This is a genomic window from Klebsiella sp. Lac1, assembly GCF_009825425.1.
GTDB classification, from domain to species: Bacteria; Pseudomonadota; Gammaproteobacteria; order Enterobacterales; family Enterobacteriaceae; genus Klebsiella; species Klebsiella electrica.
This window is the reverse complement of the sequence record NZ_VJZJ01000002.1, coordinates 592,746-612,384: the sequence shown is the minus strand read 5'-3', so window position 1 is coordinate 612,384 and position 19,639 is coordinate 592,746. Positions and strand designations below refer to the sequence as shown.

Genomic DNA, 19,639 nt, shown 5'->3' with positions numbered 1-19,639 from the left:
CAGATATCTGCGCCTTCATTTTTCATACTCTGAGCTTAGCTCAGACGGCCGTGGCACTGCTTATATTTTTTACCGGAACCACACGGGCAAGGATCGTTACGACCCACTTTACGCTCGCCGGTCTCCTCAGCCAGCGCAGCCGCGGCGGCAGTGTCGTCATCCTGATGGCTAAGCTGTTGCATCTGCGCCAGACGTTCAGCTTCCTCACGGCGCTGCTGCTCCATTGCCTCAACTTCTTCCGGCATGCGGACCTGAACCTTGCTCAGGGTGCTGATCACTTCATACTTCAGTGATTCCAGCATCGCGGCAAACATGGAGAAGGACTCACGCTTGTACTCCTGCTTCGGATCTTTCTGCGCATAGCCGCGCAGGTGAATGCCCTGACGCAGGTAGTCCATCGCCGCGAGGTGCTCTTTCCACAGCGAGTCCAGAGTCTGCAGCATGACGCCTTTCTCGAAATGACGCATCATTTCGGCGCCCACAACTTCTTCTTTACGCTGATAGGTCTCAATAGCGCTCTGCAGAATACGCTCACGCAGCGTCTCTTCATGCAGCTCCGGCTCTTTATCCAGCCACTCTTTCAGCGGCAGCTCAAGGTCGAAGTCATTTTTCAGACGTTCCTGCAGACCTTCAACATCCCACATCTCTTCCAGAGACTGCGGCGGGATATGGGCATCGATGGTCGCTTTGAACACATCTTCGCGGATGCTGTTAATGGTTTCGCTAACATCAGAAACGTCCAGCAATTCGTTACGCTGACTGTAGATTGCCCGGCGCTGATCGTTAGCAACATCATCATATTCCAGCAGCTGCTTACGAATATCAAAGTTGCGGCTTTCGACTTTACGCTGTGCGTTAGCGATGGCCTTGGTGACCCACGGGTGCTCAATCGCTTCGCCTGGTTTCATCCCCAGCTTGCGCATCATGCCGGAGACACGGTCGGAGGCAAAGATACGCATCAGAGCATCTTCCATCGACAGGTAGAAGCGGGAAGAACCGGCATCCCCCTGACGACCGGAACGGCCGCGCAGCTGGTTGTCGATACGACGGGATTCATGACGCTCGGTACCGATAATATGCAGGCCGCCTGCCGCCAGAACGGCATCGTGACGCACCTGCCAGTCGGCTTTAATTTGTGCGATTTGCTCTGGCGTCGGATCTTCCAGCGCGGTGACTTCGGCCTGCCAGCTCCCGCCGAGCATAATATCCGTACCACGACCGGCCATGTTGGTGGCGATGGTTACCGCTGACGGGTAACCCGCCTGGGCAACGATATCCGCTTCGCTGGCGTGGAACTTCGCGTTCAGCACGTTGTGCTTGATACCGGCTTTGGCCAGCTCATGGGAAACCACTTCTGATTTTTCAATCGAAATGGTACCAACCAGAACCGGCTGGCCTGCGGCGGTGCGCTCTTTGATATCTTCAATGATCGCCTGAATTTTCTCCGCTTCGGTCATATAGACCAGATCCGCCATATCTTTACGGATCATCGGGCGGTTAGTTGGTACCACGACGGTATCCAGCTTGTAGATAGAGCTAAATTCAAAGGCTTCGGTATCCGCCGTACCGGTCATCCCCGCCAGTTTCTCATACAGACGGAAATAGTTCTGGAAGGTGATGGAAGCCAGCGTCTGGTTTTCATTCTGGATATCCACGCCCTCTTTCGCTTCAACCGCCTGGTGGAGACCATCAGACCAGCGACGCCCTTGCATCGTACGACCGGTATGCTCATCAACGATAATCACTTCGCCATCTTTGACGATATAGTCAACGTCGCGGGTGAACAGCACGTGCGCGCGCAGCGCCGCCGTCACGTGGTGCATCAGCATAATATTCGACGGCGAATACAGCGATTCGCCTTCGTCCATGATCCCTTCCTGCACCAGCAGCTCTTCGATCAGCACCAGACCACGTTCGGTCAGGTTAACCTGGCGCGCCTTTTCATCAACGGAGAAGTGGCCTTCACCGGTAAAGGTGTCGGAATCTTCTTTATCCTGACGAACCAGGTGCGGGATTATCTTGTTAACGCGCTTGTACATTTCCGAGCTGTCTTCCGCCGGACCGGAAATGATCAGCGGAGTACGCGCTTCATCGATCAGGATGGAGTCCACCTCATCGACCAGCGCATAGTGCAGTTTACGCTGAACGCGCTCTTCCGGGCTGAACGCCATATTGTCGCGCAGGTAGTCAAAGCCGTATTCGTTATTGGTACCGTAGGTAATATCCGCGCCATACGCTTCACGTTTGGCAGGCGCCGGTAAACCGGACATGTTGATCCCGACGGTCATACCGAGGAACTCAAACAGCGGACGGTTGTTTTCAGCATCACGCTGCGCCAGATAGTCGTTGACGGTGACCACGTGAACGCCTTTACCGGACAACGCATTCAGGTACGCAGGCAGCGTTGCGGTCAACGTTTTACCTTCACCGGTACGCATTTCCGCGATGCAACGCTGGTTAAGCACCATGCCGCCCAGCAGCTGGACGTCGAAGTGACGCATACCGAATACGCGTTTACTGGCTTCACGTACCACGGCAAAGGCTTCCGGGATCAGGCTCTCCAGGCTTTCGCCCTTTTCCAGACGAGCGCGAAACTCGGCGGTCTTGCCTTTCAGCTCGTCATCCGAGAGCTTTTCCATCTCCGGTTCCATGGCATTGATGAGGCCAACGGTTTTGCGCATGCGGCGCAGAGTACGATCGTTACGACTACCGAAAACTTTAGTTAATAATTTGATTAGCATAATAAAATCTCAAACGCCCCGCGATGCGGAGTCACAAAAAAGAATCATCCGTTTTTAGTTCAGCTGAGGCGTTGAGGTCCTGCGCGAATCCCTGCCACCTGGCTAATCCAGGCCGAGACAGAAAATGCAGAATGGGACGGGGTGTAAGCCGCCTGGCGAACAATCACCGGCGGTTTGCTCTCCTGCGTCAGCAGGGCGCTGAGCGTGTCAAGTAAAGCCAGATGCTGCGCCTGGAATGGCGAAGACGCTTCGGCAACCGGCAACGCTTGCGGTGCCATCGCAAATGAGAGATGGCGGATGACCGTGCGGATAGCATGCTGATGCCAGTAATCGACGGTAAAGTTAGGTCGACGGCTGGCGTCCAGCAGCGCCAGCTGGGAGAAATTGACTTTATTCGGGCTGTGGTTGCTGGCCGTGGTTTTGGTCGGCGAAGCCGTTTCGTGGCTGTTGCTTAGCGCGGGCAGGCCAAAGCCAGCCGCGACCATCCCCAACAGGAGATGCGGCCAGAAATACCGTCTGCCAAACTGTCGCCAGCGCGTCAGCAATCCACTCACGTACGTTACCTTTAGTTGAAGCAACCCGAGGAAATATTTTTTGCGCCCAAATACTACCATTAATACTGCACGACAGCAGCAGGAATGACGGTTGCGGCAAGGCAAAAACGTTCAATAAATCAGCGAACGAACAATGAACAGCGCCGCAGAATCAGGGCAGAAACGGCAGAGGGAGGCAAAAAAAGAAAAAAGACTGGCCCCCTGGTCGGAGAGAGTACCAGGTTACCAGTCTGTTTTACTGAATGGTCAGGCTTATGCCATAACCATTGACGGTGCGCGGAATGCCAGCGGCATTTCTGCTTCGTCTTCGAAAGTCACATACTCCCAGGCTTCCTGTTTTGCCAGAACAGCCTGCAGCAGTTTGTTATTCAACGCGTGACCTGACTTGAACGCCGTGAATGCACCGATGATATTGTGACCACACATAAACAGGTCACCAATCGCATCCAGCATTTTGTGACGGACAAACTCATCTTCAAAGCGCAGACCGTCTTCGTTCAATACGCGATAATCGTCAACAACGATGGCACAATCGAAGCTGCCGCCCAGGCACAGGCCGCGGGACTGCAGATATTCGATATCACGCATAAAACCAAAAGTACGAGCGCGACTAATCTGGCGCATGAATGCATCGGCAGAGAAGTTCATCGCATAGCGCTGGCTGCTTGCATCAATCGCCGGGTGGTTAAAATCGATGGTAAAATCCAACGAAAAACCATTGAACGGCTTGAATTCAGCCCATTTGTCGCCATCTTCGACCCGAACGGTCTCTTTGATACGGACAAATTTCTTGGCACAGTTCAGCTCATCGATGCCGGCGTCCAGCAGCAGATAAACGAACGGCGCAGCGCTACCATCCATAATTGGAATTTCCGGCGCATCGACTTCAACAACGATGTTGTCAATGCCAAGGCCCGCCAGTGCGGCATTCAGGTGCTCGACCGTTGAAATCCGCACGTCATGCTCGTTCACCAGGCAAGTACAGAGCATGGTATCACGCACAGATTTGGCATCAGCCGGAAAATCAACCGGTGGATTCAAGTCGGTGCGACGATAGATGACCCCGGTATTTGCCGGCGCAGGGCGTAACGTCAGGGTGACTTTCTTGCCGGTATGCAAACCGACGCCAGTCGCCTGAACGATACGTTTAAGAGTCCTTTGTTTGATCATCGTATAATCTCGCCAAGTTACCTATCCAACCGAAGTGTACAATACATTCGGGAGGGCAGTTTAGCACAAAGAGCGCTGATGCCCAACTTCCAGCCAATTCTTAATCGGCTTGCTTACGCAGGAACGCTGGGATATCCAGATAATCCGGCTCTTTCGCAGTTTGCGGCGTGTTGTCGTTCACCACTTTCGCAACCGGTTTCTGCTCTTGCGTTAACGGAGCCATACCGTGCTGCTGGTAGCGATCCATAACCGGCTGCTGAACCTGTTTGTTGGTCACCAGGGTAATTTCCGGACGCTTGTCCATACCGATACCGGTGGCCACAACGGTCACACGCAGTTCGTCGTTCATATCCGGGTCAAGGGACGTACCGATAACCACGGTCGCATTATCCGAAGCGAAAGCACGGATAGTGTTACCGACGGTTTCGAACTCATCCAGACGCAGATCGAAGCCAGCCGTAATGTTGACCAGAACGCCGCGCGCGCCGGACAGATCGATATCTTCCAGCAGCGGAGAAGAGATGGCCATTTCAGCCGCTTCTTCCGCACGGTCTTCACCGCTCGCTACGCCGGAGCCCATCATCGCATAGCCCATTTCGGACATCACGGTACGCACATCCGCAAAGTCGACGTTCATCAGACCCGGACGGGTAATCAGTTCGGCGATACCCTGTACTGCGCCTTTCAGCACATCGTTTGCTGCTCCGAAAGCATCCAGCAGAGAGATGCCGCGGCCGAGAACTTTCAGCAGCTTATCGTTCGGAATAGTGATCAGCGAGTCCACGTGCTTGGACAGCTCAGTGATCCCCTGCTCGGCGAACGCCATGCGCTTCTTGCCTTCAAAATTAAACGGCTTAGTGACCACCGCCACGGTCAGGATGCCCAGATCTTTCGCTACTTCAGCGACGACTGGCGCGGCGCCGGTGCCGGTACCGCCACCCATACCTGCGGCAATAAACACCATGTCTGCGCCATCAAGAGCAGCACGCAGCGCTTCACGGTCTTCATCAGCCGCATTGCGACCGACTTCCGGGTTTGCACCGGCACCCAGACCTTTGGTAATCCCGCTACCGATCTGAATTGTCTGGCCAACAGCCGTTTTACGCAGCGCCTGCGCGTCGGTGTTCACCGCAAAGAATTCCACACCTTCGATACGCTCGCGTACCATGTGTTCGACGGCATTGCCACCGCCGCCACCGACGCCGATGACTTTAATCACCGCGTCGTTGGTCAGTTCCATAGGTTCAAACATAGTTTCTCTCCGTTTTGTGCCTGTCGCCTGAGAACGCTAATTTTCTGCGTTCACTTAAAAAATTAAAACTCTTTTCGCAGCCAGCTATTAAGTCGCTTAATCCACGAGCCAACTGATGCAGTTACGCGTTTTTCCACTTCTGCTTCACCACTGAGATGAGATTCCTTCCCGTAGTGCAGCAACCCAACCGCCGTCGAATAATACGGCTCCTGGGCATAATCCGTTAAACCGGTAATATTCAGCGGCGCGCCAATACGAACCTGCGTATGGAACACGCGCTGAGCACAGGCGGCAAGACCTTCAATTTGCGCGGCGCCGCCCGTTAAAACAATCCCTGCAGCCAGATGGTGCTTCACCCCTTGCTGGCGCAGCTGCTCTTGCAGTTGCAGGATCTCTTCATTCACCAGGTTGAGCAGCTCGGTATAACGCGGCTCAATCACCTCTGCCAGCGTCTGGCGCTGCAGACTACGCGGCGGACGCCCGCCGACGCTCGGTACTTCGACATTCTCGTCTTTACCGACAATGGAACCCAGCGCGCAACCATGGCGAACTTTAATCGCTTCGGCATCGCTCGGCGGCGTTCCGAAAGCGTAGGCGATGTCGCTGGTGACCACGTTGCCCGCATAGGGGATCACTTTGGTATGACGCAGCGCACCGCCGGTATAGACGGCGATATCCATTGTACCACCGCCGATGTCCACAACGCAGACACCCAGCTCACGTTCATCTTCCGTCAACACGGAATAACTGGCCGCTAAACCGGCAAAAATGAGTTGGTCCACTTTCAGACCGCAACGTTCCACCGCTTTAACAATATTTTTCGCCATATCGTTATGGCAGGTAATCAGATGGACTTTTGCCTGCATACGTACGCCGGACAGGCCCACCGGGTTTTTGATCCCTTCCTGGTAGTCGATCGCATATTCCTGCGGGATAACGTGCAGGACACGATGCTCATCGCGCACGCGGACCGATTTCGCGGTATGCACCACGTTCTCAACGTCGTCCAGCGTGACTTCTTCTTCTGAAATCGGCACCATACCAATTTCATTTTGACAGCTAATATGTTTACCTGAAAGCGCCAGATACACTGACGAAATCTGGCAATCCGCCATCAGTTCGGCCTGATCAATGGCGCGCTGAACGCATTTCACCACGGATTCCAGGTCGTTAACCCCGCCTTTATCCATACCACGCGATGGGCAACTGCCCACGCCAATGATATTGACCACGCCGTCGGGCAGAACTTCCCCTACTAAAGCGGCAACCTTCGCGGTGCCAATCTCCAGTCCAACTACCAGTTTTCTGTCCGTCGCCTTGATCATTGTTGTTCTGCCTGTGCCTGATTCTGTTGTTGATTAGTTTCCTCTGCGGGAGCTGGTACCCAGCCTACCGCCGCGCCCGAGTCATAACGCAAATCAACGTAGCTTATCCGTTTGCCGTCGGTCTGCGCTTGCTGCTGTAGAACCGGGTAGAGTTCCATAAAGCGCTGAAGCCGTTTCATGGTATCGCCTCGGCCAAGGTTGAGCTTAATATCGTTATTCAGCGTCAACTGCCAGGAGCGACGTGCGGTCATCGCCGCCACTTTCAACGTGAACTTATCCTTTGCCAGCACCTGCCCCATGTCACGATACCCCTGCAACACTTCGTTCTCACTGCCTTCCGGGCCATACAACATCGGTAAATTCTGCTTATTGGTGCGATCCGCCGGGACGCTGAAGGAATTACCTTCTACATCGACCATATGTTGATCATTCCAACGCGCAATCGGCACATATTCAACCAGATGAATCTTCAATTCGTCCGGCCACTGCTTTCTGACGCTCGCCTGCTTAATCCACGGCAGACGCTCAATCTGACTCTGGATGATGTTGACATCCTGAGTCATAAAGGTCCCCGGCGAACCCAGCGCCAGAATCGCCTGGCGGATATCATCGTTGCGCGTGTAGTGACGCTCGCCGGTTACCACCATCCTGGACAGAGGTAAGCGCTGTGCATCCTCCATCCAGCCCAGAACCATCCACCCGCTGACCAACACGGTACATAGCACCGTCAGCAGGAAGACAATCCCGGCCAGACGAGTTCCATTACTGCGACGCGAAGAAGAGGCTTCCTCTTCTTCGTGGTTCCGCGTATTCAGCGCAGCCTGCGACATATCACCCCGCCAGGTCCAGAATTCGAACAACAAGCTGCGAGAAGCTCATCCCCGCCTGACGCGCCGCCATCGGCACCAGGCTGTGGCTGGTCATGCCAGGGGAAGTATTGGCTTCCAGCAAATAAAACTGGCCATCGCTGTCCAGCATCACGTCAATACGTCCCCAGCCTTTACAGCCGAGAACATTCCAGGCTTTAACTACCAGGGCCTGAATTTCTGACTCACGGGCGGGATCTTCACAACCAGGGCAGAAATATTGCGTCTCATCAGAGAGATACTTCGCCTCATAATCATAGAAGGTTCCAGCCACCTGGATACGAATTGACGGTAAAATTTCTTCACCGACGATAGCGACGGTGAATTCAGGCCCACTAAGCCATTTCTCAATCAGAACATCTTCATCATGCTGAAAAGCCAGCGTCAATGCATCATGTAATGCACAACTTTCGCTGACTTTCGACATCCCGACGCTCGAACCTTCGCAAGCCGGTTTAACAATTAATGGCAGACCCAGTGCGGCAATCTGCTGTTCAACCTCAACAGACAGGCCAGCATTGAACTGCGCCCGCGTCAGCGCCACCCATGGCGCGACCGGTAAACCCGCGCCCTGCCACAACAATTTGCTGCGAACTTTGTCCATGGAAATCGCCGACGCCATCACGCCGCTGCCGGTGTAGGGCAACTGAATCAGCTCCAGCAGCCCCTGCAACGTTCCATCTTCCCCACCGCGACCATGCAACGCAATAAACGCTTTCTTAAAGCCCAGCGCTTTCAGCCGGGTAACATCCACGTCGCGCGGATCGACAGGGTGCGCATCCACACCAGCTTCACGCAGGCCTGCCAGTACCGCAGCCCCTGAATTGAGCGACACTTCGCGCTCAGCAGAGGTACCACCGAAAAGAACCGCGATTTTATCAGCCATGGCGCTCCCCCTCCGCTTTTTGCGGCACGAGCTTGATTTCAGCCAGGTGACGGGCGATTTTTCCGATGTTTCCCGCGCCCTGCACCAGAATCAGGTCATTGCCGGTCAGCACCGATGCCAGCATCTGAGCGGCCTGCGCCGGATCGGAAAGCAGAATCGGATCCACCTTGCCACGACCACGAATCGTACGGCACAGCGAACGGCTGTCGGCGCCAGGAATCGGCGCTTCACCAGCGGAATAGACGTCCAGCATCAGCAGCGCATCAACCTGAGTCAGTACGTTAGCGAAATCGTCATACAGATCACGCGTACGCGTAAAACGGTGCGGCTGGAACAACATCACCAGATTTTTATCCGGCCAGCCGGCGCGTGCCGCTTTGATCGTGGCATCGACTTCTGTCGGATGATGGCCATAGTCATCGATCAGCATCGCGCTGCCGCTTTTGCCATTGACCTCAGCCAGCGGATATTCACCGAGAAAATCAAAGCGACGGCCGGTTCCCTGAAAACTTTCCAGCGCCCGCAGGATCGCGCTGTCCTCAATTCCCTCTTCCGTCGCCACCGCAACCGCCGCCGCCGCGTTCAGCGCATTATGACGACCGGGCGCATTCAGGGTCACCTGCAGCACCTCTTTATCCTGACGAATCAGACGGAAGTGGCCCTGGGCGCCGACCTGACGATAATCCTCAACGCGCACGTCGGCATCTTCGCTAAAACCGTAGGTGGTTATCTGACGGCCCACGCGCGGCAGCAGTTCACGAATCACCGGGTCATCCACGCACATCACCGCGCGTCCGTAGAACGGCAGGTTGTGCAGGAAGTTAATAAACGTCTGCTTCAGGTTTTCGAAGTCGCCATGATAGGTATCCATGTGATCGGCTTCAATATTGGTCACAATCGCGACCATCGGCTGCAGATGCAGGAACGACGCATCGCTCTCATCGGCTTCCGCAATCAGATAGCGGCTATGGCCGAGGCGGGCGTGAACGCCTGCCGCTTTAACCAGCCCACCGTTGACGAAAGTGGGATCAAGACCGGCTTCCGCATAAATACTGGAGACCATCGCCGTGGTCGTGGTTTTGCCGTGGGTACCGGCAATCGCAATGCCATGACGAAAACGCATCAGCTCCGCCAGCATTTCCGCGCGGCGAATGACCGGAATACGCGCTTCATGCGCGGCAACAATCTCCGGGTTTTCCGCAGAGATTGCGCTGGAAACGACAACCACGCTCGCATCGCGAACGTTTTCCGGGCGATGATTGAAATAGATCGTGGCGCCAAGTTGCGACAGTTGTTGCGTAACCGGATTCGGCGCCAGGTCGGAACCGCTAATCTGGTAGCCTTCATTAGCCAGAACTTCGGCAATACCGCCCATACCGGCACCACCGATGCCAACAAAGTGAATATGCCGGACGCGACGCATCTCGGGCACTATGGAACGCAGTTTCGCCAGATCTTGTGTATTCATTCTTTACGCCATCAACTTCTTTATACGGGCGGTGGGATTCACCGCGATTAGCGCGCCAGTGCTACAGCGCTCACTTCTTCCGCTACCCGTTCGGTAGCATCCGGAATCGAGGCTCTACGCGCTCGTTCCGCCATATCCAGCAGCGTTTCCCGATCCCAGCCAGCCAGCGTCTGCACAACGGCATCGACGGTGAACTGAGGCTGTTCGAGAATTTTCGCCGCGCCCGCTTTCTCCAGCGGCAGGGCATTCCAGTACTGCTGACGATCCTTGTGCTGAAACGGCACAAATAACGCCGGTAAACCTGCTGCGGCAATTTCACTCACCGTCAGCGCGCCGGAACGACACACAACAACATCGGCCCAGGCATACGCCGCCGCCATGTCATCAATAAACTCAGTCACTTTATGCTGCGGCTGCCCGGCATCCGCATAGGCCTGCTGCACCGTCTGCTGGCCGCCTTTCCCGCTTTGATGCCAGATAGTGACCGCCGAACCCAGTTTCCCCGCCACCTGCGGCATCGTCTGGTTCAGGACGCGGGCCCCCTGCGAGCCGCCCACTACCAGCACGCGGATCGCCCCCTGGCGCCCGACCAGGCGCTGTTCCGGTAACGGCAGCGCCAGCACATCGGTACGCACCGGGTTGCCCACCACATCAGCATGCGGAAACGCACCTGGGAACGCCTGCAACACCCTCTTCGCGATCTTTGCCAGCCATTTGTTTGTCAGGCCAGCAATGCCGTTTTGCTCATGCAGCACCACCGGGATACCCAGCGACCAGGCCGCCAGGCCGCCAGGGCCGGAAACGTAACCGCCCATCCCCAGCACCACGTCCGGCTGGAAACGCTTCATGACCTCCCGCGCCTGACGCCAGGCGTTGAAGATACGTACCGGCGCGAACAGCAGCGCTTTCAGCCCTTTGCCGCGCAGGCCGGATATACGGATAAAATCAATCTCAATGCCGTGTTTCGGCACTAAATCCGCTTCCATACGATCGGCGGTGCCGAGCCAGCGAACCTGCCAGCCCTGGTCCATTAAATGGTGCGCGACCGCCAGCCCAGGGAACACATGCCCACCGGTACCGCCCGCCATCACCATTAACCGCTTTTCCTGACCGCTCATCGAACACCCCGTGTAAACGCCTGGGCTTTTTCCAGACGCGTTTCATAATCAATTCGCAACAGCAACATGATGGCCGTCGACATAATCAGCAAACTGGAACCGCCGTAACTGATAAGCGGCAGCGTCAGGCCTTTCGTCGGCAGCATGCCTGCCGCGGCCCCGACGTTAACCAGCGCCTGGAAGCTAAACCAGATTCCAATGGCGCAGGCCAGGAAGCCGGAAAAGCGATGATCAATCTCCAGCGCCTTACGCCCAATCGACATGGCGCGAAAGGCGACGAAGAATACCATTAATAGGGCCAGTACCACACCGATATAACCGAGTTCTTCGCCGATAATGGCGAAGATGAAATCGGTATGCGCTTCCGGTAAATACTCCAGCTTCTGTACCGAGTTGCCTAAGCCCTGCCCCCACATTTCGCCACGGCCGAAAGCCATCAGCGACTGAGTCAGCTGGTAACCGCTGCCAAACGGGTCTTCCCACGGGTTCCAGAAAGAAGTGACGCGGCGAATACGATACGGTTCGGCAAGGATCAGCAGCACCACCGCCGAGATCCCCATGCCGATAATGGCGATGAACTGCCACAGCTTAGCGCCGCCGAGAAACAGCATCGCCAGAGTGGTAACGAACAGCACCACGACCGTACCGAGGTCCGGCTGCGCCAGCAGCAGAATCGCCAGCACGAAAATCACGCCCATCGGCTTTAAGAAGCCGCGCAGGTTATTGCGCACCTCATCGCCTTTACGCACCAGATAGTTGGCGATGTAGCAGAACAGCGACAGCTTGGTAAATTCCGCAGGCTGAATACGCAGCGGACCCAATGCAATCCAGCGCGATGCCCCGTTTACCGAGCTACCGACGACCAGAACGATCAGCAACATGACTATCGAAGCAATCAACATCGCCGTACTGTGCCGCTGCCAGAACTCCATCGGCAGGCGCAGCGTCACCAGAGCCAGACCCAGCGCCAGAAGAATGTATAACCCGTCGCGCTTAGCGAACAGAAAAGGATCGTTGGCCAGCCGCTGCCCTACCGGCATGGAAGCCGAGGTCACCATAATGAAACCCACGGCGGCCAGACCAAACGTCAGCCACAGCAGCATCCGGTCATACATGACCAGGCTATCGTTATCTTTCTGCCGCGAGCCCATCACCCAGCCTTTCAGCGCCGCAAACAGCCAGGCGAAGATAAACATCCCCGGCAGGCGCGGCAGTCTCCACTGAGGCATTTTCAGGCGCGGGAGGGATAAACGCATCAACCTAACTCCTTCGCCAGGCGGGCAAAGACATCGCCCCGTTGTTCGAAACTCTTAAACTGATCGAGACTGGCGCAAGCTGGCGATAACAGCACCATATCGCCCGACTTCAGCAGCGGGGCAATCTGACGCATCGCCTCTTCCATCGTCCCGGTTTGCGTCGCCACTTCCGGGCGCAGTGCCGCCAGCTGATCGCCATCGCGACCGAAGCAGTACAGGCGAATATTGTCGCCCGCCAGATAACGTTTCAGCGGCGTGAAATCAGCGGATTTGCCATCGCCGCCCAGCAGCAGGTACAGAGTGCCGTCCAGATGCAGTCCGTTCAGCGCCGCCTCAGTACTGCCGACGTTGGTGGCTTTGGAATCGTTGATCCAGCGCACGCCGTTATGATCCAGCACCAGCTGGAAGCGATGCGTCAGACCGGTAAAGGTGGTCAGCGCCTTGAGACTGCTGGCCCGCGGCAGGCCGGCAGCATCAGCCAGCGCCAATGCAGCCAGCGCATTGCTGTAGTTGTGTTGCCCGGTGATGTGCATCTCTTTGACGTTCAGGATCTTCTCACCTTTCACCCGCAGCCAGGTTTCTCCCTGCTGGCGGTTAAGATGATAGTCGCCGACATCAACGCCGAAGCTGATGCAGCGCTCATCGGCGCCGCGTACCGGCATCGTCAGCCCATCATCGGCATTCACGATGCAGGTTTTCGCATTTTCATACACCCGCAGTTTGGCCGCACGATACTGTTGCAGGCCCAGCGGGTAGCGGTCCATATGATCCTCGGTGACGTTGAGGATAGTCGCGGCCACCGCCCGCAGACTGGAGGTGGTTTCCAGCTGGAAGCTGGAGAGTTCCAGAACGTACAGTTCGCGGTCGGCATCGAGCAGCATCAGGGCCGGCAGGCCGATATTGCCGCCGACGCCAACATTCATGCCGGCCGCTTTCGCCATCTCGCCCACCAGCGTCGTCACGGTGCTTTTCCCGTTTGAGCCGGTAATCGCGATAATCGGCGCCTGCACTTCGCGACAGAACAGCTCAATGTCACCGACGATTTCGACGCCCGCATCCGCTGCCGCGCTCAGCGCAGGATGCGCCAGCGCGATACCAGGGCTTGCCACAATCAGATCCGCTGCCAGCAGCCAGTCTTCATTCAGGCCCCCCACGTAGCGTTCTACCTCTTCCGGCAGCTTATCCAGCCCGGAAGGCGCGACGCGGGTATCCATCACCCGCGGCGTCACGCCGCGCGCCATGAAAAAGTCCACGCAAGACAGCCCGGTCATCCCCAGGCCAATAATGACGACTTTTTTACCCTGATAATCTGCCATGATTAACGTACCTTCAGCGTCGCCAGGCCAATCAGCACCAGCATCAGCGAAATAATCCAGAAGCGCACGATAACGCGCGGCTCCGGCCAGCCCTTCAGTTCATAGTGGTGGTGAATCGGCGCCATACGGAAGATGCGCTGACCGCGCAGCTTGAAGGAACCGACCTGCAAAATAACCGACAGAGTCTCCACCACGAATACGCCACCCATAATCACCAGCAGGAACTCCTGACGCAGCAGCACGGCAATGATGCCCAGCGCGCCGCCGAGGGCCAGGGAGCCGACATCGCCCATAAAGACCTGCGCCGGATAGGTGTTGAACCACAAAAAGCCAAGACCCGCGCCGACGATCGCCGTACAGACGATAACCAGTTCCCCGGCGTGGCGCAGATAAGGGATATGCAGATAGTTGGCAAAGTTCATGTTGCCCGTTGCCCATGCCACCAGCGCGAAGCCCGCCGCCACAAACACGGTCGGCATAATCGCCAGGCCATCAAGGCCATCGGTCAGGTTGACCGCATTGCCGGTCCCGACAATCACGAAGTAAGCCAGCAAAATGTACAACAGCCCCAGTTGCGGCATGATGTCTTTAAAGAACGGCACAACCAGCTCGGTTGCTGGCGTATCTTTACCGGCCATATACAGCGCGAACGCCACGCCCAGCGCAATCACCGACATCCAGAAGTACTTCCAGCGGGCGATCAACCCTTTGGTGTCTTTACGCACCACCTTGCGGTAGTCATCGACGAAACCGATGATGCCGTAGCCGATCAGTACGGTCAGAACACACCATACGTACGGGTTGGACGGGTAAGCCCACAGCAGGACTGAGACCACAATAGCGGTCAGGATCATGATCCCGCCCATGGTCGGCGTACCGCGTTTGCTGAAGTGTGATTCCGGACCATCGTTACGTACGACCTGGCCGAAAGAGAGTTTTTGCAGACGGGCGATCATGCGCGGGCCCATCCACAAAGAGATGAACAGCGCGGTCAGCAGGCTGACGATGGCGCGAAACGTCAGATAAGAAAAGACGTTAAAGCCGGAATAATATTTGACCAGATGTTCGGCCAGCCATACTAACATGTTCCATTCTCCTGTAATGCGCGTACTACCTCTTCCATGGCGGCACTACGTGAACCCTTCACTAAAATGGTGATGATCTTATGTTCCGCCGTCAGCTCACGCAGCCGAGCCACCAGCGACGCTTTATCGCTGAGATGCTCGCCCACGCCGCTGGCGCGGCTAATCTCTGCGCTCAGCACGCCGGTGCTGAGTACGCGGTCAAGCCCTGCCGCTTTTGCCGCCTCGCCCACCTGGCGATGGCACGCTTCGCTTTCGGTACCCAGCTCGGCCATATCGCCGACGACCAGCACCCGGTAGCCCGGCATCTCGGACAGCACCTGCACCGCGGCGGTCATTGAACCGACGTTGGCATTGTATGAATCATCAAGCAGCAGCTGATTTTCCGCGAGCGTGATAGGGAACAGACGTCCCGGTACCGCTTGCAACTGCGCCAGACCGGCCTTCACCGCATTTAAGTCGGCGCCCACCGCCATCGCTAACGAGGCGGCTGCCAGCGCATTGGCGATATTGTGGCGCCCCGGCAGCGGCAGCAGCACATCCACGCTCCCCTGCGGGGTTTGCAGCGTAAATTCTGTCCCGTGGCTGGTGATATGAATCTGGGTAGCCGTAAAATCGCTGTTGGCCGCATTCGGCGAGAAACGCCATACCTTGCGCGCGCCGATGACGCTTTGCCAGTTCAGCCAGTCGTTATTGTCAGCATTCAGGATGGCAATGCCGTTTTCCGGCAGACCGGTAAAGATTTCGCCCTTTGCTTTCGCCACGCCCGCCAGCGAACCAAAACCTTCAAGGTGAGCGGCGGCCAGATTGTTGACCAGGGCGGCTTCCGGGCGCGTCAGGCTGACGGTCCAGGCGATTTCGCCCTGATGATTGGCCCCTAACTCAATGACGGCATAGCGATGCTCTTTGGTCAGACGCAGCAGCGTCATCGGTACGCCAATATCGTTATTCAGGTTACCGGCGGTATACAGCGTATTTCCGCACTGGCTCAGGATCGCCGCCGTCATCTCTTTCACCGACGTTTTTCCGGAAGATCCAGTCAGCGCCACCACGCGGGCTGGCACCTGCTGGCGAACCCACGCCGCCAGTTCGCCAAAGGCCAGGCGGGTATCTTTCACCACCACCTGCGGTAAATCACACGCCAGCTGACGGCTGACCAGCAGCGCACCGGCGCCGGCTTGTTTCGCCTGCTGCGCGAAATCGTGCGCATCAAAACGTTCGCCCTTTAAAGCAACGAACAGGCAGCCTGCCGTGATCTTACGGGTGTCCGACGTGACCTCATCAATGGCCAGATCGCGACCGTGCAGTTCGCCGCGCGTCACGTCGGCGAGCTGGCTTAGCATCAAGCGAATCATGCTACCGCTCCCAGCAGACGGGCTACGGTCACGCGATCGGAGTAGTCAAGACGACGATTGCCAACAATCTGGTAATCCTCATGACCTTTGCCAGCGACCAGCACGACATCGCCTTCCGCGGCCTGCATCACGGCGTTGGTCACCGCTTCAGCCCGGCCTTCTTTCACCTTCGCGTGTCCGGCGTCAAGCATGCCCGCGAGGATGTCGTTGATAATGGCGCGCGGCTCTTCGGTACGCGGGTTGTCATCGGTCACCACCACAATATCGGCGAACTCTTCGGCGATAGCGCCCATCAGCGGACGTTTGCCTTTATCGCGATCGCCGCCGCAGCCGAAGACGCACCACAGCTTGCCGTTACAGTGCAGACGCGCCGCCTGCAGCGCTTTTTCCAGCGCATCCGGAGTATGGGCATAATCCACCACCACGGTCGGTTTGCCCGGCGCGCTGAACACTTCCATTCGGCCGCAGACCGGCTGCAGACGAGCCGCGGTTTTCAGCAGCTCAGCCAGCGGATAGCCCAGCGCCAGCAGCGTGGCCAGCGCCAGCAGCAGGTTGCTGACGTTAAAGGCGCCCATCAGGCGGCTTTCAACTTCGCCCTTGCCCCAGCTGGAATCAAACTGGATGGTGGCGCCGCTATCGTGGTAGTTCACCGCCGTAGCCTTCAGCCAGCGGCCGTGACAGTTCGGGTTGATGCGGTCTTCCATCGATACGGCAACCGCGTCCGGCAGCTTCGCCAGCCAGCGGCGACCCACTTCATCATCGGCGTTGACGATAGCCTGTCCGCAATGATGAGTGGAATAAAGCAGCCATTTTGCCGCTTCGTAATGTTCCATATCACCGTGATAATCCAGGTGATCGCGGCTCAGGTTAGTAAAGACCGAGGCGGCAAACTGCAGCGCCGCCACGCGGTGCTGAACCAGACCGTGGGAAGAGACTTCCATGGCCGCGAAGGTAGCGCCCTGCCCTGCGAGGCCTGAAAGCACGTGCTGAACATCGACCGCAGAACCGGTGGTGTTTTCCGTCGGAATAACTTTGTCCAGCAGACCGTTGCCGACCGTGCCCATCACCGCACTGGTTTCGCCGAGCAGGTTGGCCCACTGCGCCAGTAGCTGGGTGGTGGTGGTTTTACCGTTGGTGCCGGTGACGCCAATCAGGCGCAGTTGTTCTGAAGGCTGATGGTAAAAACGCCCGGCCAGCGCGGATAAGCGCTCGTTGAGCTGGCTGAGATAGATGACCGGAACGCCGTGCATTTCACGGATTTCGCCGTCAGCAGCCTCATCTTTGGCCTCAGCTATAATGGCAGCAACACCTTGCGCTATCGCCTGCGGGATATAACGACGCCCGTCCGCCTGATGACCTAATACCGCGACAAAGAGATCGCCGGAAGCAGCCACCCGGCTGTCCAGCGTCATCTCTCGCAGAATTCGCTCCGGCGCATTTGGCACCCACGGAGCGAGAAGGTCGCGCAAATTACGATCTGCCACCTGTTCCCTCGCCTTGATTAATCACAAATTCACTTTTTTCGCCCGTTGCCAACGCATCCGGCTCGATGTTCATGGTACGCAGTACGCCGCCCATGATGGCACCGAAGACCGGCGCGGAAACGGCGCCGCCGTAGTATTTACCCGCCTGCGGGTCGTTGATCACCACCACCAGCGCAAAACGCGGGTGGCTGGCGGGCGCAACGCCTGCGGTGTAAGCAATATATTTGTTGATGTAGCGGCCATCTGGCCCCACTTTCTTCGCCGTACCGGTTTTAATCGCAATGCGGTAGCCTTTAATCGCCGCCTTCACGCCGCCGCCGCCGGGCAGCGCCACGCTTTCCATCATATGCACCACGGTACGAACGAGAGGTTCCGGGAATACACGCTCGCCGGGAACCGGTGGATCAACTTTGGTAATCGACAGCGGGCGATAGATGCCATAGCTGCCGATCGTTGCATAGACTCGCGCTAACTGTAACGGCGTTACCATTAGCCCGTAGCCGAAAGAAAAGGTGGCCCTCTCTATGTCAGACCACCGTTGTTTTTGAGGATATAAGCCACTGCGTTCTCCGACCAACCCCAAATTGGTCGCTTTTCCGAGTCCAAAACGTGAGTAAGTATCTACTAACGCTGAGGACGGCATCGCTAACGCCAGTTTGGAAACACCGACGTTACTCGACTTCTGTAGCACCCCGGTCAGGGTCAATTCGCTATAGCGCGCCACGTCTTTGATCTCGTGGCCGTTAATTCGGTAAGGAATGGTATTCAGTACGGTATTTTCGTTCACAATGCCGCGCTGCAGCGCCGTCATCACCACCATCGGCTTGACCGTCGAACCCGGTTCAAACACGTCGGTGATGGCACGGTTACGCATGATATCTTTCGCCGTACCGGAGAAATTATTCGGGTTATAAGAGGGACTGTTCGCCATCGCCAGCACTTCGCCAGTGCTGACATCGACCAGAACCGCACTTCCCGACTCCGCTTTGTTAAACGCCACGGCATTATTCAGTTCGCGATAAACCAACGCCTGCAGACGTTCATCGATACTCAACGCCAGATTGTGCGCGGCCTGGCTGTCGGTGGAGGAGATATCTTCAATAACGCGGCCGTAGCGGTCTTTACGCACAATACGTTCGCCGGGTTGACCGGTCAGCCATTTATCAAAGCTCTTCTCGACGCCTTCAATACCCTGGCTATCGACGTTGGTGAAACCAATAAGGTGAGCGGTAACTTCACCTGACGGGTAGTAACGGCGCGACTCTTCGCGCATGTGAATCCCTGGCAGCTTCAGCTTCTTGATGTAATCCGCCATATCAGGATTAACCTGACGCGCCAGATAGATAAAACGCATTCTCGGGTTGGTGTTGATGCGCGATGCCAGCTGATCCAGCGGCATGTTTAACGCATCGGCCAACGCCTTCCAGCGCTTATCAAGGGTGACTCCGCCAGCATCGTGCAGCTCTTTCGGGTCTGCCCAGATAGCCTTCACCGGCACACTCACCGCCAGCGGGCGGCCGGAGCGGTCAGTAATCATTCCGCGGGCGGTAGAGACCTCCTGCACGCGTAAAGAACGCATATCACCCTGACGGACCAGCATGTCCGGGCTGATCACCTGTAGCCAGGCCACGCGGCCCAGCAGGAAACCCAGCGCGATTAAAATGCACCCGCACAGCAACGCAAAACGCCAGCTAATAAAGCTGGCCTGTTCTTCCTGACGTTTTGGTTTTAGCGTTTTCGGCGCTGCTTTCATGCGTCGCAATAAT

15 protein-coding genes are annotated in these 19,639 nt (G+C 56.7%); all 15 read right to left on the bottom strand.

Features of this window, described 5'->3' with window-relative positions:
• Positions 1 to 35: 35 nt before the first annotated feature.
• Entirely contained in the window at positions 36 to 2,741 is a 2,706-nt protein-coding gene (gene secA / locus FNY10_RS18305) for a preprotein translocase subunit SecA (RefSeq protein ID WP_100682557.1), read from the bottom strand.
• Between the two features lie 59 nt (positions 2,742 to 2,800).
• The gene (gene secM, locus FNY10_RS18300) at positions 2,801 to 3,295 is read right to left on the bottom strand and encodes a secA translation cis-regulator SecM (protein ID WP_100682558.1); all 495 of its coding nucleotides are present in this window, start codon (positions 3,293 to 3,295) and stop codon (positions 2,801 to 2,803) included.
• A gap of 252 nt (positions 3,296 to 3,547) precedes the next feature.
• A complete protein-coding gene (gene lpxC / locus FNY10_RS18295) occupies positions 3,548 to 4,465 on the bottom strand; it encodes a UDP-3-O-acyl-N-acetylglucosamine deacetylase (protein WP_100682559.1) in 918 nt (305 codons plus the stop codon).
• A gap of 100 nt (positions 4,466 to 4,565) precedes the next feature.
• A complete protein-coding gene (gene ftsZ / locus FNY10_RS18290) occupies positions 4,566 to 5,717 on the bottom strand; it encodes a cell division protein FtsZ (protein WP_004857884.1) in 1,152 nt (383 codons plus the stop codon).
• A gap of 62 nt (positions 5,718 to 5,779) precedes the next feature.
• A complete protein-coding gene (ftsA, locus tag FNY10_RS18285) occupies positions 5,780 to 7,042 on the bottom strand; it encodes a cell division protein FtsA (RefSeq protein WP_004857881.1) in 1,263 nt (420 codons plus the stop codon).
• Complete coding sequence (gene ftsQ, locus FNY10_RS18280; RefSeq protein WP_004857878.1) at positions 7,039 to 7,872, bottom strand: cell division protein FtsQ; 834 nt, start codon at positions 7,870 to 7,872, stop codon at positions 7,039 to 7,041. The genes ftsA and ftsQ overlap by 4 nt, the downstream gene beginning before the upstream one ends.
• A gap of 1 nt (position 7,873) precedes the next feature.
• A complete protein-coding gene (locus tag FNY10_RS18275) occupies positions 7,874 to 8,794 on the bottom strand; it encodes a D-alanine--D-alanine ligase (protein ID WP_141965324.1) in 921 nt (306 codons plus the stop codon).
• A complete protein-coding gene (murC, locus tag FNY10_RS18270) occupies positions 8,787 to 10,262 on the bottom strand; it encodes a UDP-N-acetylmuramate--L-alanine ligase (protein WP_100682561.1) in 1,476 nt (491 codons plus the stop codon). Before murC ends, FNY10_RS18275 begins: the two co-directional genes overlap by 8 nt.
• 47 nt (positions 10,263 to 10,309) lie before the next feature.
• Positions 10,310 to 11,380 carry an undecaprenyldiphospho-muramoylpentapeptide beta-N-acetylglucosaminyltransferase gene (gene murG / locus FNY10_RS18265; protein ID WP_100682562.1) on the bottom strand — a complete coding sequence of 357 codons (1,071 nt, stop codon included), beginning with the start codon at positions 11,378 to 11,380 and terminating at the stop codon, positions 10,310 to 10,312.
• Positions 11,377 to 12,636: a cell division protein FtsW gene (ftsW, locus tag FNY10_RS18260; RefSeq protein WP_100682563.1), complete on the bottom strand. Its 1,260-nt coding sequence runs from the start codon at positions 12,634 to 12,636 to the stop codon at positions 11,377 to 11,379. Before ftsW ends, murG begins: the two co-directional genes overlap by 4 nt.
• Positions 12,636 to 13,952: a UDP-N-acetylmuramoyl-L-alanine--D-glutamate ligase gene (murD, locus tag FNY10_RS18255; RefSeq protein WP_141965325.1), complete on the bottom strand. Its 1,317-nt coding sequence runs from the start codon at positions 13,950 to 13,952 to the stop codon at positions 12,636 to 12,638. The genes ftsW and murD overlap by 1 nt, the downstream gene beginning before the upstream one ends.
• Before the next feature lie 2 nt (positions 13,953 to 13,954).
• Positions 13,955 to 15,037, bottom strand: coding sequence for a phospho-N-acetylmuramoyl-pentapeptide-transferase (mraY, locus tag FNY10_RS18250; protein ID WP_100682565.1), 1,083 nt, complete (start codon positions 15,035 to 15,037; stop codon positions 13,955 to 13,957).
• Positions 15,031 to 16,389, bottom strand: coding sequence for a UDP-N-acetylmuramoyl-tripeptide--D-alanyl-D-alanine ligase (murF, locus tag FNY10_RS18245; RefSeq protein ID WP_100682566.1), 1,359 nt, complete (start codon positions 16,387 to 16,389; stop codon positions 15,031 to 15,033). The genes mraY and murF overlap by 7 nt, the downstream gene beginning before the upstream one ends.
• A complete protein-coding gene (gene murE, locus FNY10_RS18240) occupies positions 16,386 to 17,873 on the bottom strand; it encodes a UDP-N-acetylmuramoyl-L-alanyl-D-glutamate--2,6-diaminopimelate ligase (protein WP_131049232.1) in 1,488 nt (495 codons plus the stop codon). The genes murF and murE overlap by 4 nt, the downstream gene beginning before the upstream one ends.
• Positions 17,860 to 19,626, bottom strand: a complete 1,767-nt coding sequence (locus tag FNY10_RS18235) for a peptidoglycan glycosyltransferase FtsI (protein ID WP_100682568.1) — start codon at positions 19,624 to 19,626, stop codon at positions 17,860 to 17,862. The genes murE and FNY10_RS18235 overlap by 14 nt, the downstream gene beginning before the upstream one ends.
• Between the last annotated feature and the right edge of the window lie 13 nt (positions 19,627 to 19,639).

Excerpts from the sequence above, each read along its gene's own strand:
- lpxC (WP_100682559.1), bottom strand. The coding sequence starts at position 4,465 with ATGATCAAACAAAGGACTCTTAAACGTATCGTTCAGGCGACTGGCGTC.
- FNY10_RS18275 (WP_141965324.1), bottom strand. The coding sequence starts at position 8,794 with ATGGCTGATAAAATCGCGGTTCTTTTCGGTGGTACCTCTGCTGAGCGC.
- ftsZ (WP_004857884.1), bottom strand. The coding sequence starts at position 5,717 with ATGTTTGAACCTATGGAACTGACCAACGACGCGGTGATTAAAGTCATC.
- murC (WP_100682561.1), bottom strand. The coding sequence starts at position 10,262 with ATGAATACACAAGATCTGGCGAAACTGCGTTCCATAGTGCCCGAGATG.
- FNY10_RS18235 (WP_100682568.1), bottom strand. The coding sequence starts at position 19,626 with ATGAAAGCAGCGCCGAAAACGCTAAAACCAAAACGTCAGGAAGAACAG.
- ftsQ (WP_004857878.1), bottom strand. The coding sequence starts at position 7,872 with ATGTCGCAGGCTGCGCTGAATACGCGGAACCACGAAGAAGAGGAAGCC.
- murG (WP_100682562.1), bottom strand. The coding sequence starts at position 11,380 with ATGAGCGGTCAGGAAAAGCGGTTAATGGTGATGGCGGGCGGTACCGGT.
- secA (WP_100682557.1), bottom strand. The coding sequence starts at position 2,741 with ATGCTAATCAAATTATTAACTAAAGTTTTCGGTAGTCGTAACGATCGT.
- ftsW (WP_100682563.1), bottom strand. The coding sequence starts at position 12,636 with ATGCGTTTATCCCTCCCGCGCCTGAAAATGCCTCAGTGGAGACTGCCG.
- ftsA (WP_004857881.1), bottom strand. The coding sequence starts at position 7,042 with ATGATCAAGGCGACGGACAGAAAACTGGTAGTTGGACTGGAGATTGGC.
- murD (WP_141965325.1), bottom strand. The coding sequence starts at position 13,952 with ATGGCAGATTATCAGGGTAAAAAAGTCGTCATTATTGGCCTGGGGATG.
- murF (WP_100682566.1), bottom strand. The coding sequence starts at position 16,389 with ATGATTCGCTTGATGCTAAGCCAGCTCGCCGACGTGACGCGCGGCGAA.
- mraY (WP_100682565.1), bottom strand. The coding sequence starts at position 15,037 with ATGTTAGTATGGCTGGCCGAACATCTGGTCAAATATTATTCCGGCTTT.